Raw genomic sequence first — 14913 nt, 5'->3', positions numbered from 1 at the left:
CAACCTATAGCAAAAGTAAATAGGAAAATCAGGATTCCTGTAAATATACAAAAGGATATTTAAAACATAAAAAAGATTAGAGACTGTAACAACCGGTTTTCAATATCCTTGTCTGCTACAGTCATCTGTTTCGTTTTGATTTTATCGTAGACAATTTGAAAGTCCACAAACAGAGCAATTGCACCTTCAACCCCCTCAGAAAAAAGACTTTCAGATTTTCTCCTCCAATAAGTTTTCCGTTGCGTTCGTTTTTGGGAATCAATCCCTGTTCTGCAATGGAACAGAGTTTGTCCAATGATGTCATATGATAATAAAACACTCTCTGATTTTTCATTATACACTCAATTCAGTCGTATGTAGCTTATCCAGATGATTCAAGCATATTCTTTGCCACGCAATTTGGAATCCATCTTTTTCTAGTATAAAGCGTGCGAGTATATTTAATATCATTTCCAAATGTTTCTCCAATAGACAATTCAAAATTATCTATATTGAATTGTGGGAAAAAGACATCCCCATTTGACACCTCTATATCAATTTCTGTAATATACATTTTATCTACAATTGGCAACGCTTCTTTATATAAACTATATCCGCCGATCACAAAGATATCTTTATTTCCAGCGACTTGAATTGCTTCATTGAGAGAATGAACTGTTATCAAGTTTTCTCCTGTATAATTTGCTGTATTAGATACTATAATATTTAATCTGTTTGCAAGTGGATGTCCAATTTCATTGTAAGATTTTCGTCCCATAATAACAGTTTTATTTGTTGTCAACTCTCTGAATTGTTTCTGCTCTCCCTTGATTTTCCATGGTATTTTCCCATTTTTCCCTATGACATTATTTTTGGAGCGTGCTACTATCAATCCTATCATCGTCATCCTCCACAAATTTCTAATTTATGTTTTTCAGCTACCAATATCATCAGGCTCGTTTTATCGGATGCCGGATTACCGTTTTCATCTTTTCCGAAACACTCTTTTTTGGTTTGATAAGTAGATCTCATGATGCAGCCGCCCATCCGCCATATCATTTGCATACCCGTTCTCTGCAAGGAACGCATCCATCAACGCCACCGATTCCGACCCAGTATCATAGGGTCCAATGTGCATGATCTGAACGCACAAGCCTTCGTCAATCGTCAAAACTCCGCGATGGAGCAGTCTATCCCTTTCTTTTTTGTGGCTGCTGCAACGACCCAATCACAATCCTCTTTTTTGACGAAATCGGGCAGTCTGAGAACGGAGATCCAGTTGAAAGTGGATTTATCACTGTAATCCATCTTGTAACTCATTTTGAGCGTATATGCCAATTGCCAGCAAAGAAGCATCCAAACCCTCTCATCTATCCAGCAGTTTTCCTAAATCCTCAATGGAAACGTCCATTCTTTCGGACACTTCTTCCATTGTCATGCCAGTATTCAGAAACCGCCTGACCACCATTTTCATATCCTCGCCAACCTCTATGAGATGCCCGTCCAAGTCGTAGAACCGGATCACACGCTGCCCCCAGCTGTGCTCTATGACTTCTCCCAGATATTCAATCTCCGGGTACTCTTTCAGCCTATTCAGGAAACCATCGAAATCCTGTTCCTCAAAAACGACTTCTGCATTGTTGGATTTCTTCAACACCTTTTCTTTTGGTATACTTACCAGCCAGTCAAAATCCTGCTGTAATGCCAGACCGCAGGAAAAAGCGATATTCTTTCCGTAATCCTGATAGACTTCTAACCCGAACAGTTCCTCATAAAACTTTCTTGCGGTGCCGATGTCTGCTACTGATATAACCGTACATACATACTTCATATAAATGCTCCTTTCAATCTCTTTTTAGCTGTTCTTTATCTGACAAAACTTTTTGCATAGCACACAGACAAATGATATTCATTCTCTTTATAACCATACCGCCCACTCCCCATAATCAAATGTGCCGCTACCGTGATATAATTTACCATCTTCCCGCATCTGCCTGAACGCATTTCTCAATCTGCTTAAAATCTCCGGCTGAATACTAAACTATGATGCCCCGGAAAACCTTTTCGACCGGAAGTTCCGAAATCTTTTCAAGAGAATCAAAGTATGACTCCGGGTTCGTTGACGGATAATAGGCAAATAAAGCGTCCTTGTAAACCCGGTTTCCGGTAAACAGATAGCCGCTGGATGATTCCCAGAAACACTGCTCTCCCTCCTTGCCCTGACTACTCGATAAACGGAAATAGAGGTATTCATCTATCAAACTTGTTGCGCTTCACACAAATCGAAATCATTTTCTTGAGCGTTTTCCTCAAAAATCTTTCAAGTTATCTGCAATTCTTCCACACTCGCCTTCGCTTCCCCGATAGCCTATTGAACCATCTTCTTCGCCTCCTCCAAAATCATCCATCTTGGACTTCAACAGTCATCAGTTACCGGAGAAATCTATGTCATACCGAATGTTTGGGTCCGTAGTGGCAAGTGACAGTAATGTATATTGTCCAAATCTTTCATCCATTATCTTTTTCGCTTCTTGCGGAAACTTTTCATTCATAAACCTATTCTCCTTCTGATTGCTGATCACTAATAAGGTTTATCCGACAAATCGGAAGTTATTTTTTGCCTGTTTTTATAAAATCTATAAGCGTTTCAACATCATCAAAATCATCGTAATCACCTGTTATACCGTTACGATGATAGACAATTCCGTTTGCCTCATTTCGTTCAAGACAATCCAATAGCTCTTTCTCGCCATATTTTTTCACGAATGCTGTGAATCCATAGGGCTTGATTTTGGCTAACAGGCCTTTTCTGCATTCTTCTTCGCATTCATAACAATGCTCTATGCTTTTGGAAAGAGAACATTTCCTGTTTTCACACCATTCCTTGTCCGGGCATTCTCCTGAATTGCAGCCGGAACAGTTTTCTGAACACAGGCAGCAAGCTAAACCGCAACGGGCGATTCCCAATTCTCTTTTCATTTTTTATCCTCCGCACATACTTATTATTGATTTATCATTGCACTCGGGTGTGGATTTAACTTTCAAGGAAACAATACACGGCATATCCAACCCCTATAATCCAAGTAAATTCCACTGAGCAGTCAATACACTTATGACCAAATAATACACTTATGACCAAATAATAGCAACGGTAATGTCGAATTTCCCTTTCATATTGCCCTGATCGCTCACTTGCTTAATGTAAATCAATGCCAAACAAATATGTGTCAACAGGCTCAAACATCATCCATTTCCCATCATGATAGGTTTTTGAGTCATCGTAAACCTTCTGGACGCTTTCAGAATATTCGCTTCGGTCGGCTTCAAATCTTGCCCGCTCGTCCTTTCCCAGGGTCACCATAAAGCCAATGCAGTTCTCCCTTATTCGTATTCTTCATCATACCATAAAACTGCTTTTGTCTCCAACCTTATGTCTGATTGTGTCCCAAACTCCTTCCCGAAACTCAGTAAGAGAGTGATTCTGCTGCCAGTTATACTTTAAGTGAGAACGCATGGTTTCAATTGTCTATGACGATCTCGCCGCCCATCAGGCGCACCATCTGATCGGCAATTGCCATGCCAAGACGGGAGCCTCCATATTTCTTAATAATATCCGCGCTCTCCTGCTCAAAAGGACGGAATATCTTGCTGATGAATTCTGGTTCCATTCCGCGATATCCTCAGTTCATCCCCTATTCTGCTAATATAAAGGCCATTAACGGTAAAATGAAAAAGGATATCTCCCATAGCACAAGTCCGGGAAATATCCTTTTGGTTATCGTCACATATTCTTTTCTCTATTGTGGGAATAATGCGTCTGCCAGTTTCTGCACTTCGGATTCCTCCAGGCCATAGGCGCCGTTGTCATCCTTAGTCACGTTTACCTCAACCGTCGTCGCATCTCCATAAGTATTGCCGTCAATACTCTTCTGGATGCTTTCAACCAGGATATCAGCAAATACTGCCGGGTCTGACGGGGTCAGTCCCTGATTCACTTTCTCTTCCGTCACGGAAGTGGAATTCTGCTCCAGCGTCTGGTATATGTTGGAAGGCTCTACTTCCACGGTCACTACGTAGTTGCCATTGTCCTGCTTCTTGACATCTTTCACTTCATATTTTGCCAATTTCTCAACTTTTACAAGCATCTCCTTATATCTGGCCTTGCCTTCATCACCCAGGTCAATGATAGCGCCAACCTCCTGATCGATCTGCTGATCCACATCTTTGTCAAGATCGGCCTTTGCCTCTTCCTCAGAGATATCCAGATATTTCGCGTAGTCCTTATACTCTCCGTGATAGTGCGCATCCAGTACGCTCTTTACATAGCCTTTCGCGTCAAAATCCTTTCCTTTGCAGGCTGCCAAGCTTAAGCACAGCATAACGGCAAGCGCTGCCGCCATCCATCTTTTCATATTCTTCATCCTACGTCCTCCCTCTGGAATGCCGTTTCTTCTCAAATGATTCGCATTCCTATGACAATTTTACCAAATCTCTGCGCCCGCTCAATATCTGCGGCTTAAAAAGCCGCTGAAACGGCACGCTCTGCTTCCTGGATCTGGCGTTCATTCTCCCGACTCTTAAACTGCTGCAGCTCATATCTTAGCAACTGGCTGTTCTGCTGACCGATGCAGAAGATGGAGTAGCCAATATACAGGCAGATCAACGCGAATCCTACAGCCGCCGCAAGCATCAGCCTGCTGGCTGCAAATTTAACACTGCCAATTTCTGCATCACAAAATGTTGATGATGCTCACCGTAAGAAAGGGTAGCAGGCACCCCAGGAGCTTCAGATGGATGTCCCCTTGCATAAAGATTCCCGTATACGCAAAAACCAGAACGATATCCGCCAGGATCACCAGATAATGGCTGTAAACAAAATATCCATTTAACTGGCTCAGCGCAAACAGCATGATCCACAGTATTGCCGAGAGCATTCTGGGGCTTATATACTTCTCCTTCCAATGAAAGCACCTGGCGAGTAAATATACCACGATTCCTGTCTCTGCTATGTTCGCAGCCTCTCCAATGAATAGAATACCCTGATTCGTATCAATTTCTCCTGCTGATCATAAATTGCTCTTTGACTGCCTTGTGACGGTCCCGGCTGATGGGAAGCCTGGCTCCGTCTGTCATGATCATTTCGCTTTTTTCTATAGAATAACATTGCCGCAGATTTACGATATATCCCAGATGAATCCTGACAAATCCCTGCCTGGCAAGCATAATTTCGTAATCCTGCATAGTTCCCCGGATAGACAGATTCTCGCTGTTCTTTAGATGAACGGTAATATTGTGCCTGTACTTTTCCAGGTAGACGATATCTTCCTTCTTCACATGCCGGACAAATCCTTTTCCCACAAATTCTATGATCATATCTTCCTGCTTCTTCTCCCGGAGATATCGTCTGACAGCCTTCGGAATATCTTCTGCCATGCTCATCTTACGGATGATCTGGAACGGCCCATATGTAAGGGACTTTAGCACCAGATGGTCGTGGCTTGTAATCAGGATCACATCCTTGTTCTTTCCGATCTCTTCTAATTCTTCAATTACTTCTATCCCCGACTTGACGGGCATATCTATATCCAGGAAAATCAGTTCCTCGCTGCGGATCTGATACTGGCTGAGAAATTCTTCCCCATTTTTGAACAGGTCCATCTGATAGACAATTCCCTGTTCCTTAAGTTCCTTCTCGATCAGTCCCTGTATCCTCTCTGCTGCCATCTGCTCGTCGTCGCATATAGATATGTGCAGCATAACGTCACCCCCATACCATCTCTTAATTCTTTATTTTATCACAGGACTGGCAGGAATTCTATGGCTTCCCGGCATGATACCTGTTTTATCGGCATATAAATGTAAAAAAACTTCAAGGACCACTATGTCAAAAAAACGTTCTGCCATCATAGTATCTCTCTTCTTAGCCGCCATTTTCCTATCTATAGGAGTCTTCCGACATTTTCACCAGGATGAAGACCAACGCTTTGAAAGCTATACAAGATCCCTGTTTTGCCAGGAGGTATCCGGAAGCACGATCACACTCCACTATACCTTAAAAGATCCTTCTGCCTATGGGATCAAAGATACGCCCATCACATATGGCGCTTGCAGCACGGATACCTCCGCCATATGCGCTTCTGTGGAAAACGCGTTGGCACTGCTTCAGTCTTACGACCGCAAAGAACTTTCCTCTAAGAACAAACTCACTTACGATGTACTGGAAGATTATCTCTCTTCTTCGGTAAAGGAGGCCAAATTCTCCCTGTACGACGAGCCCCTGGCTCCGCTTACCGGTACCCAGTCCCAGCTTCCGGTGCTTTTATCAGAGTATCAGTTCTACGATGTCTCCGATGTCGATACATATTTAAAACTATTGTCCAAGACGCCCGAATACTTCCAGTCCATCATTGAATTCGAGAAGGCCAAGTCCGAGGCCGGGCTTTTTATGGCCTCCTATTCTGCCGACGATATCATGAAGGAATGTCAGGCCTTTATCGATATGGGGGATGAGAACTACCTTTATTCCTCCTTTGAGGAACGTCTGAAGTCCTTAAAACTGAAGGAGGAAGAGCAGGCATCCTACATAGAGAAAAATGCTTCTGCTATCAAAGAATATATTTTTCCCTCTTACAGTCTGTTAAAAGACGGACTGGCTGCCTTGCGCACCAGCGGCAAGAACAATAACGGACTGTGCTATCTGCCAAAGGGGCGTGAATACTATGAAAACGTCGTTGCAAACGAGACCGGATCCAGCCGTACGATCCCCCAGCTTCAGCAGCTGACGCAGACACAGATGCTGGATGACCTGAGAGCCATGCAGACCGTGCTGGCAGCTTCCACGCAGGGCTCCTCTATCTCCTCGGATGTCTTTAAGACCCAGGGCACGGTACTGGAAGATTCGAATCCTGCCTCCATATTGGCAGGTCTGGAAGGAATGCTTAAGGACTCTTTCCCTGCTCCTCCCGAAGTCAGCACCCAGATTAAATACGTGCAGAAGTCCATGGAAGAATATCTAAGCCCTGCATTCTATATGGTGCCTGCCATCGACAGTACCAAGAATAACGTCATCTATATTAACCAGGGACACATGCCTGACGACATCTCTCTGTTTACGACCCTGGCCCACGAAGGATATCCCGGCCATCTGTACCAGACGGTCTATTATGCGAGCCGAAAGCCAGACCCCATCCGCAATCTTCTCAATTATGGCGGATACACGGAAGGCTGGGCTACTTACAGCGAGATGATGAGCTACTACTATACGCCGCTTACCAAGGAGCAGGCAACTCTGATGCAGAAGAATACCTCCGTCATCCTGGGCCTGTATGCGCTGGCGGACATGGGCATCCACTATGACGGATGGACGCTGTTGGATACAGTATCCTTCTTCCGCGGCTATGGTATCACGGATACGAATACCATAGAAGACATCTATGACCTGATCATTGCGGACCCTGCCAACTACTTGAAATATTACATCGGCTATGTGGAATTCCTGGAACTGAAAAAAGATGCCATGGATAAGTGGGGAGACGGATTCACCCAGAAGCGGTTCCACAAGGCCGTACTGGATGTAGGACCGGCATCCTTTGACGTAATCAGAAAGCATATATTCTAAAGGACGGCGAATGGATGTGTGAAATCTCGGAACCCCGTTGCCGGCAAACTATGCGGCAATGATGGCTGTCATCGACTATGTATGCGACATCGGCGCGCATTTCTTAGAGGATGCCGATAAGGCTGATAAGCGTGCCCTGTATGTGGAAGGCATGAACCGGAGCCATCTCCAGGAAAGAGCGCTTCTCTACCGCATGCTGGAAGGAACCGACGAAGTTCCAGGCTTAAGACACATTGATAATGTCGAAGTATCTGTAGATATGGAAGACCTTACATATAAAGACCTGATTGTCGCCATGGGCATTAAAGGAATTGAGTACTCTGAATGCGTACAAAAATATCTCGATCACGGCGTTACCGTATTCGAGCGCTTAAGAAGCAGCATGTACTCCAAGAGAATCGTAGAAGCCCTCGAGATCGAAGGCGTGATCCGCGTATCCCCGCTGCATTGCAACAGCACGGAAGCTATCGATGAATTCCTGAGAATAACCCAAAAATCGCAGAAAGCGTATAACATCGTAAAAGAAGAACCGCTGTCCTCACCCCAACGGCAGCGGTTCTTTTGCACTTATTTATCTTCTCTATCTCATCTTTTACAAACTCGATATCGGCGTTTAAATCAAAAAACTTTCTTGCTCAATCATAAGCCCCGTCTCCAGCATACGGCCTATCAGCCCTTGAAACTCCGGCAATCCCACCGTTTTTATCTTCTTCAGGACACTTTCCGGCGCTTCCTCTCCATATTCCAAATACCTGTCATAAGTCTCTACATCCATCAGATAAGGCCTTAATTCCGGGAAAATACGTTTCTTAATATATTCATATATCTTAATACCGCCGTAATCCAGATCGCCGCTGTGATAATATCCCACATCCTCTTCGTTCAAAATATACGCCAATTTTTTCAAAAATTCCCTTTCTTTTGGCGAAAAGTATCCATGGCTGAAAATATATAATGTGTGAGGATCATAGGGCACAGATACAAAATTTGCCTTATTTTCTATGGTAATGATACGTCTGATATCCGGCTGCTTAGGCGCGATTCTGCTATATTTCAGCATCGCACTGTTTAATGTAACGCCATAAATGAAGGCAGATATATCTATTTCTTGATCTGGCGGTGTCTCTCCTTCTATCTCTGTTCCTTCTTCCGATTGCATCTTACCCCCTGATTCGATAATCAGCCTGAGGGGCCCTTTCATTTCCAGTTCCTGAGCGTATTCCTCGAGCAGTAACTGCGACAGCACCGTCTTGTCATCCATATCTTCTTCGATCTCATCCCAATACTTCTTTGCTACAGATATGAGATGGCCCTGCACCTCCTTTTCAAATTTTTTTGAATTGTTAAGGTACTTTTTGCTGAATATGCGTTTATATACAGGCTCCTCCAATTCGTCAATCCCTCTGAGGCAGCAAGTATATAATTCTAATTTCTCCACATCTTTTGGAAAATTTCCTTTATCCAGTCTAGATATAAGGTATCTGTAATACTCCCGGATCCAATTCTTTTCTATACCCTTCCCAAGTTCTGCCTCCAGCATCCCTCTATAATAATCAACCCGTTCCTGTTTCGGCCAGACCATTCTTCCCTCGCTTTTGGCTAATTCATAGAATTTGTCCAGCTTTTCCACCCGAAAAGCAATTATATCTACATCGCTTCCTCTGGTTACCCACTTTTCAATCTCGATCAGCCCCCGGAATTCCAATTCCTTCACTTCGCTTATCAGCACTGATTTCCCACATCTGTCATAATCCGACTGCATAATCTGTATCGTACGGCGCCCGGAGGCACCGCTTCGCCAATCCCTGCTGCTTTTTTCACATTTATTTATAATTTTATCTACAATATACATTCTGGCACGCTCCTTTCAATTTGACACACCAGTTAGTGCGGTTTGACACGTAACAATATTAAGATGTGCACGTAACATTTTTGAAAAGTGTTACGTGCACATCTTAATATTGTTACGTGTTATCTTTCAATCTTTCAGTTCCCCAAAATCTTTCCTCTCAAATTCCTGTATCGATATATGCCGCTTGTTCGGATTGGCATACACGAATGTCTTATCTACATTTTCCAGGTAATTCTGTATTTTATCGTTGGTAGCGCTGATAATGGCCTGGAAGCCGAGTCCCCGGATCAGCGAGATGCAACTGGCCACTTTTTCCGCATCCATCTTGGAGAAGGCCTCATCCAGTACGACCAGCCGTATGGTGGGGCTTCTGTGGATTTTGGGCGAGAGGTTGATACGGTAAACTTGCGCGAAACTGGCAAGAAGCGCTACGTACAGCGGATTCTGTCCCTCGCCGCCGGAGTTCTTCTTGATCATCTTGCTAAGACCGATGGTCATATCTTTATCGCCTTTTACGATCTGCTGCATATCGAAGGACAGATAGGTGCGGTAATCCGCATACTTGTCCATGTTCTTCTTCGCCTCGTCCAGTTCTTCCTTCGTTGCGTTTTCCGGCGGGATGAAGATGTTGATCAGTTCATTCATCAGATCCCCGTACTGATCCTCATGCTCCATGGTGAACATGTTAAGCTGATTGTCTATGGTATTGGTCAGCTGGCTTGGATTGATCTGCAGCGAATCGTCCATGAACATCTTGTAATATTTCCCGTCGGCCCCTTTATTCTTGGTAATTACAAATTGATACTTATCTTTTCCGAAGTCCAGCCTGCTGATGATGCGGTTCAGTTCGTCCCTGCGCTGGTAGGCTTCCCGGATGGCGCTTCGTATCTTAAAGATAAAGTCATCCTTAAAATGTTCCACCGCCTGGCGCGCCTGTTCTTTCGCCGACTCCCGGTAAGATTCCAGATCGTCGCACTGCAGCGTGTTCAGCAGTTTATCGTAAGCCTCGTTATTCTTAATTGCCGCGGAGTAGGTACGGTTTGGATAATTCCTCAGGTATTCGCCTCGGATATCCACCAGTTTCTGGTATGCCTGCTCCTCCCTTTCCTGCTTCGGATAGCGCTCTGCAATCCTCTGCCGCTTCAGATATTCATAATTGGATGATTTCTTCCCTGCAAGGTACTCCTGGAATTCTTGCTCATATTCAGGGTTTTCCACAGTCTTTTGCTTCTGCTGCACCAATGCGGACTCGGACTGTATAAGTTCCTCCCGGAATCGTTCAATATCCTTCTGGTTGTTCCAGATGTCCTTCTGCACCTGATCGATCTGCGCTTTTTTATCCTCCTGCTGCCGCTGGATTTCCTCTTTCTGACGATTCCAGGTATCCACGGATTCCTCTTTTAAGCGCTGCATTTTCTCTACGATCTGCTTCTTCCTTCGCTCTTTTGCCGGAATCTGCTCTATATCAGACAGCCAGCCCAGATAATCGGAGATCGGCTGCATCAGCATTTCCAGCTGCATAGTCTTTCGGATTTCCTCCAGCATCTCCTGCAGAGGCAGACGCTCTTCCTGGAGATGCTGGCACTTCTCCTCCAACTGGCGGATACGCTTTCGCATACTCGTCTCTCCGATATAGGCCCGCCTGGTATAATTATCCGGATTGATATGCTGCAGGCGGTAGCTGTGATACAAGACGCAGTCCGGCGTGATTCCGATCCGGTGCTCCCGCAGTTCCTCTATAGATTCGCATTTCATCACATTTCCCAGGAAAAAGTCGATGTAAGCCCTGACATAAGGCTCTTTTGCCACAATTTCCTCTGCAAGGGAGCCCTCCTTTGCCTGGTGCCCATCCTCCATGACCTTCTCCGTGTCCAGAACGGCCGCACGGTAATATTTCTTTCTGTCCATCCCTTGGTAGATGTCCATGGCTTCCCTGGCATATCCCGGTTCCACCACAAGCAGCAGCTTATTGCTGCCCAGATAGCCTTCGATCGCGTTGTGCCACCGCTCATCCTTAATATCCAGAAGGTCTGCGAGTATCTGTACGTTGACGAATTTCCCGCATCGCTCGTGAAGACGGTTGCGCAGTTCGTATCTGGCCTCTTCCAGTTCCCTGGGATACGCCTTCTTCCCCTGCTTCAGTTCCTTTAATTCCTCTCTGGCATCCTTTTCTTCCTTCTTGATCTTGCGCAGGTCCGAGTCTGCCTCCCGGCGCTGCTCTTCTAATTCTTCCTGGATATCCAGAAGGCTCTCTTTGAGCCTCTCAAGTTCCCCTTCGGAAATGCTTCCGTCCGCGAATTTGTCGATATCCCAGATGGACTGGTTGGGCGTCACATCCTGCTGCTTCCACTCTTTGAGGCGGTCGGCTGTCTGCCCCCAGCGTGCCTTGCTGGCCCCCAGCCTCTCAAGCGTCTCATTAAGGCCAGCCAGTTCTGACTCCAGATTGGCATATCCGCTGTCGGCGATCCTGAGAATAATATCCTCATACTCCTTCTGTAGGATTCTGGCCTGTGATTCCAGCTGTTCCTTAACCGCTTCCTGTTTGCCGATCTCCCCCTGGCGCCCCAGCGACTTATCCCGGCATTCCTGGATCTTTGCTTCCAGCCAGAGTTCTTCCAGCCGGTCAATCTGGTACGTGCAGGCTTCCACCTCCCGGTGCTCTTTGCAGAATTCCTCATACTGCTCCCGAATCAGATTAAGCCTTCTGATCTCTTCTTGCGTCTCTTCAATCTTGTTCTGCATCCGTCCATACTGCATGACGCTCTCCTGAAGGTCCTCAATCTGGATATCCTGCTCCATGCAGATATACTCTTTTACAAAGTCCTCCAGCTTGATATTCATGCGGAACGGGATCGCCCGTTTAAATAACCTGGGAAATTTATCCATGTCAAGCCCGCCCAGATAAATGTCATAGAGCTGGCGGCGGAATCTCTCATTGCTCGGGCCGCAGTAGAATCCTTCCGGCGGAAACGTCCTTTGCAGATACTCCCGCATTTCTATGGTCGTCAGACATCTTTTTTCCGTGCGGTAATGGTTATTTAAAAGTTCTCCCGTATGCCAGAAGAACAGCCTGCTAATCTCATTGGTAGCCGTCTCCACGTCAAATACGACGCCCACGCACTGCTTTTCTCTGGTATTGGTCTGTTCCAGTTCCAGTACGATGGTGCTGGAAAAGTTCTTATTCCGAAGATACTGGGATTCATTATTCTCACTGATATTTACCATGCCCCGCAGGTACTCGATCAGGCTCCGGTCAGAATCGTCTGCCGCCGCCTTGTTAAAGAACCCGCGGCCATCCGTATTGGCATACAGAACGATCTGGATCGCGTCGATCACCGTAGACTTGCCGCTTCCGGAATGGCCGGTAAAGAAATTAATCCCTTCGCTTAAAGTCAATATCTTCTTATCTATATAATGCCAGTTATTCAGGCATATCCTCGAAAGTGCTTTGAATGGCTGCTTCGTCTCCAATGTTCTCCTCCTCGCCAAATGTCTCTAACAGTTCCTTAATGTCATCCCCCATCAGCACCGCGTGAATGCAGGGATATATGATAAGCCTCGTGTGCTCGTTCAATTCCTCCAGAACGTCCAGCGGCTCTATGATCTGATATTTCTTAAGAAGCGCGATGGTCCGGCGCATTTCCGTAGGAGAAGGCAGGCCATGGAGCACCCGGAAGTCTCCTGCCTTTCCGTTGACCGCCCCCAACGTGGTGACAATATAACTGCTGGAAGATACCGACGCCATCTGCTCATCATAGATGAGTTTTAATACCAGCAGATAGATGGTTGCAAGCCTTGGCAGCTTCTCTCCCCACAAAGCCTCCCCCTGGATATAGATCAGGCCCATATGGGCATTCTCTTTCAATGTAATGCCCGCAACTTTATAATATGCCCTTAAGAATTCCAGATGCTTGCTGCATATCCGATACTCCCGCACATACTGCATGCGCCCCGACCTTTTGTCATACTTCCTCTCCAGCAGAAATGTCTGGCGGTACAGGATCTGGATTACCTCCGTGATATCCTCCTGCTCTTCCTGGCTTAGCTGTTCAAAATAGTCTATCATAATCTTCTCCTTACAAACTTCAGCGCCGGATACTTATACGGCCCTTTTTCTATCATCTTTGGCTCTTCTTCCAGCACCATGTACTTGCTGCTCCCTCTGGTACTGTAATCATAGGCCAAGATCAATTTTTCAAAGGATTCCTCATCCGTTATATCTACCTGTGCCGCATCCATAATATCGTTCTGATCCATGTGGGATTCAATGAAGGCCTCAATCTGTTCCTTGGTATAGCGTACCTGGATGCGGTTAAGCTTCAGCACATCTTCCTTGTCAAGGTCCGCAATCTCTTCATCCGGCTCCATCTGGCTGATAAAGTATCTTCGCCCCTTCCGCCTTTTATACAAGGACTTCTCCGATAATATCTCCAGCAGGGAGAGATTCATCTTCTCCCCCGTCTTTGCCAGCACCTCATCATAATCCGCGCTCTCTGACATTCGGTTCAGAAGTTTTACGACCAGTCCTTTCGTATCCGATTCTCCGCTAAGCAGATAGTTAAGCCTGGTTACCGTCGCGCGGACGTATTTGGTATGTTCCTTGTCCATGTTGGCGATCCTATGCTCAATATCATCGAATCCCCTCTCGATCAGATCCAGAAGTTCCAATACATCCTCCCCTGTATCTCCCATGGCCCTTGAACGTTCTCTTACCTGCTCTATCCACGCTTCATCCTCCCGCATATCGCGCAGACACTTCTTAATATCCATCTTATAGATATAGAAATTGTCCGAAGTCTTCAAGATATGATACTTCTTCCTCACGATTTCCTCCACATACCCGTCCAGATGCTCTCTTAGAAGATCGCCATAAGACTTTTGATCCAAGAGCCGTGCAAAAAACTTGTCCATATTATGGAGCATATCCTGCAGCGCCTTATTAAGCCTGCGTGTATTCACCAAAGCCGTGCGAAGCATGCCCAGATTGGCTCTTGCATCGTTCTGAAAGGAAAATAACGTGGCATAGACATTCTGGATATAGATGTCTGTCTCCTCCATATCCTCGGAACTGAGGCGTTCGAAAGCATCAATAAATATGGCGGAATAGTCCGGGATCACGATATTGGTCACCAGCGTATTATAATCCTCTATCCGTTTAAGCCATCCGGTCCGAAGAAGCCAGTTCAAGATACGGGATGACGGCGTCTCCAGCATATCGAATTCAGACTCGCTTTCTTCCCATTGAAGTTCGTACCGCTTCCTGGCATTCATATCGCCTAGAATCTGGATGCATGCCTCTTTGGTAAGGAAATAGTTATTATATTGGTATTCTTCATTGATATATAATAGCGCATCAATGTATATCTCCCGGTTCACGGACCGGAACAGGCTCCAGAACGTGTCTGGGATCTCATTGCGTAACTGCATTTGTATTCTCCAACTTGTCCTTGATTTCATAGGTCTT

The 14913-nt window shown here is 45.5% G+C and carries 15 protein-coding genes and 1 pseudogene; 1 reads left to right on the top strand and 15 read right to left on the bottom strand.

Annotated elements, in window-relative coordinates:
* Positions 1 to 361: 361 nt before the first annotated feature.
* The 11 genes and pseudogenes from HDCHBGLK_RS06310 to HDCHBGLK_RS06255 all read right to left on the bottom strand — a co-directional run bounded on the left by HDCHBGLK_RS06310 (position 362) and on the right by HDCHBGLK_RS06255 (position 5736).
* On the bottom strand, positions 362 to 880 hold the full coding sequence (locus HDCHBGLK_RS06310; RefSeq protein WP_039909380.1) for a dihydrofolate reductase: 519 nt from the start codon (positions 878 to 880) through the stop codon (positions 362 to 364).
* Positions 881 to 964: 84 nt separating this feature from the next.
* Positions 965 to 1207, bottom strand: a complete 243-nt coding sequence (locus HDCHBGLK_RS20250) for a GyrI-like domain-containing protein (RefSeq protein WP_174722014.1) — start codon at positions 1205 to 1207, stop codon at positions 965 to 967.
* Positions 1208 to 1345: 138 nt separating this feature from the next.
* Entirely contained in the window at positions 1346 to 1810 is a 465-nt protein-coding gene (locus HDCHBGLK_RS06295) for a VOC family protein (RefSeq protein WP_004605563.1), read from the bottom strand.
* Positions 1811 to 1897: 87 nt separating this feature from the next.
* A pseudogene (locus HDCHBGLK_RS19965) lies at positions 1898 to 2189 on the bottom strand (MBL fold metallo-hydrolase); the annotation flags it as partial.
* A gap of 400 nt (positions 2190 to 2589) precedes the next feature.
* On the bottom strand, positions 2590 to 2958 hold the full coding sequence (locus HDCHBGLK_RS06280; protein ID WP_004605559.1) for a hypothetical protein: 369 nt from the start codon (positions 2956 to 2958) through the stop codon (positions 2590 to 2592).
* Positions 2959 to 3175: 217 nt separating this feature from the next.
* Positions 3176 to 3340 (bottom strand): DUF3788 family protein, encoded by a 165-nt coding sequence (locus tag HDCHBGLK_RS06275; protein ID WP_004605558.1) that lies wholly within the window; start codon positions 3338 to 3340, stop codon positions 3176 to 3178.
* Between the two features lie 157 nt (positions 3341 to 3497).
* On the bottom strand, positions 3498 to 3647 hold the full coding sequence (locus HDCHBGLK_RS06270; protein ID WP_004605557.1) for an ATP-binding protein: 150 nt from the start codon (positions 3645 to 3647) through the stop codon (positions 3498 to 3500).
* Positions 3648 to 3776: 129 nt separating this feature from the next.
* Positions 3777 to 4400, bottom strand: coding sequence for a hypothetical protein (locus HDCHBGLK_RS06265; RefSeq protein ID WP_004605556.1), 624 nt, complete (start codon positions 4398 to 4400; stop codon positions 3777 to 3779).
* A 95-nt stretch (positions 4401 to 4495) separates the two neighbouring features.
* Positions 4496 to 4669 (bottom strand): hypothetical protein, encoded by a 174-nt coding sequence (locus tag HDCHBGLK_RS18930; protein WP_004605555.1) that lies wholly within the window; start codon positions 4667 to 4669, stop codon positions 4496 to 4498.
* A gap of 40 nt (positions 4670 to 4709) precedes the next feature.
* A complete protein-coding gene (locus tag HDCHBGLK_RS06260; protein WP_009248947.1) occupies positions 4710 to 4970 on the bottom strand; it encodes a hypothetical protein in 261 nt (86 codons plus the stop codon).
* A gap of 58 nt (positions 4971 to 5028) precedes the next feature.
* Entirely contained in the window at positions 5029 to 5736 is a 708-nt protein-coding gene (locus HDCHBGLK_RS06255) for a LytR/AlgR family response regulator transcription factor (RefSeq protein WP_004605553.1), read from the bottom strand.
* 124 nt (positions 5737 to 5860) lie between these two features.
* Between HDCHBGLK_RS06255 and HDCHBGLK_RS06250 the strand changes: the two genes are divergently transcribed.
* On the top strand, positions 5861 to 7597 hold the full coding sequence (locus HDCHBGLK_RS06250) for a DUF885 domain-containing protein (protein ID WP_004605552.1): 1737 nt from the start codon (positions 5861 to 5863) through the stop codon (positions 7595 to 7597).
* A gap of 613 nt (positions 7598 to 8210) precedes the next feature.
* Here HDCHBGLK_RS06250 and HDCHBGLK_RS06245 read toward each other — a convergent pair.
* The 4 genes from HDCHBGLK_RS06245 to HDCHBGLK_RS06230 form a co-directional block, all read right to left on the bottom strand.
* Positions 8211 to 9449: a Wadjet anti-phage system protein JetD domain-containing protein gene (locus tag HDCHBGLK_RS06245; protein ID WP_004605551.1), complete on the bottom strand. Its 1239-nt coding sequence runs from the start codon at positions 9447 to 9449 to the stop codon at positions 8211 to 8213.
* Positions 9450 to 9575: 126 nt separating this feature from the next.
* On the bottom strand, positions 9576 to 12920 hold the full coding sequence (locus HDCHBGLK_RS06240) for an ATP-binding protein (protein ID WP_009248952.1): 3345 nt from the start codon (positions 12918 to 12920) through the stop codon (positions 9576 to 9578).
* Complete coding sequence (locus HDCHBGLK_RS06235; RefSeq protein WP_004605549.1) at positions 12871 to 13515, bottom strand: DUF4194 domain-containing protein; 645 nt, start codon at positions 13513 to 13515, stop codon at positions 12871 to 12873. Before HDCHBGLK_RS06235 ends, HDCHBGLK_RS06240 begins: the two co-directional genes overlap by 50 nt.
* Entirely contained in the window at positions 13512 to 14876 is a 1365-nt protein-coding gene (locus HDCHBGLK_RS06230) for a Wadjet anti-phage system protein JetA family protein (RefSeq protein ID WP_039909378.1), read from the bottom strand. The genes HDCHBGLK_RS06235 and HDCHBGLK_RS06230 overlap by 4 nt, the downstream gene beginning before the upstream one ends.
* Positions 14877 to 14913: the final 37 nt, after the last annotated feature.

Source organism: [Clostridium] scindens ATCC 35704, from assembly GCF_004295125.1.
GTDB lineage: Bacteria > Bacillota > Clostridia > Lachnospirales > Lachnospiraceae > Clostridium_AP > Clostridium_AP scindens.
This window is presented reverse-complemented; position numbering and strand designations above follow the sequence as displayed.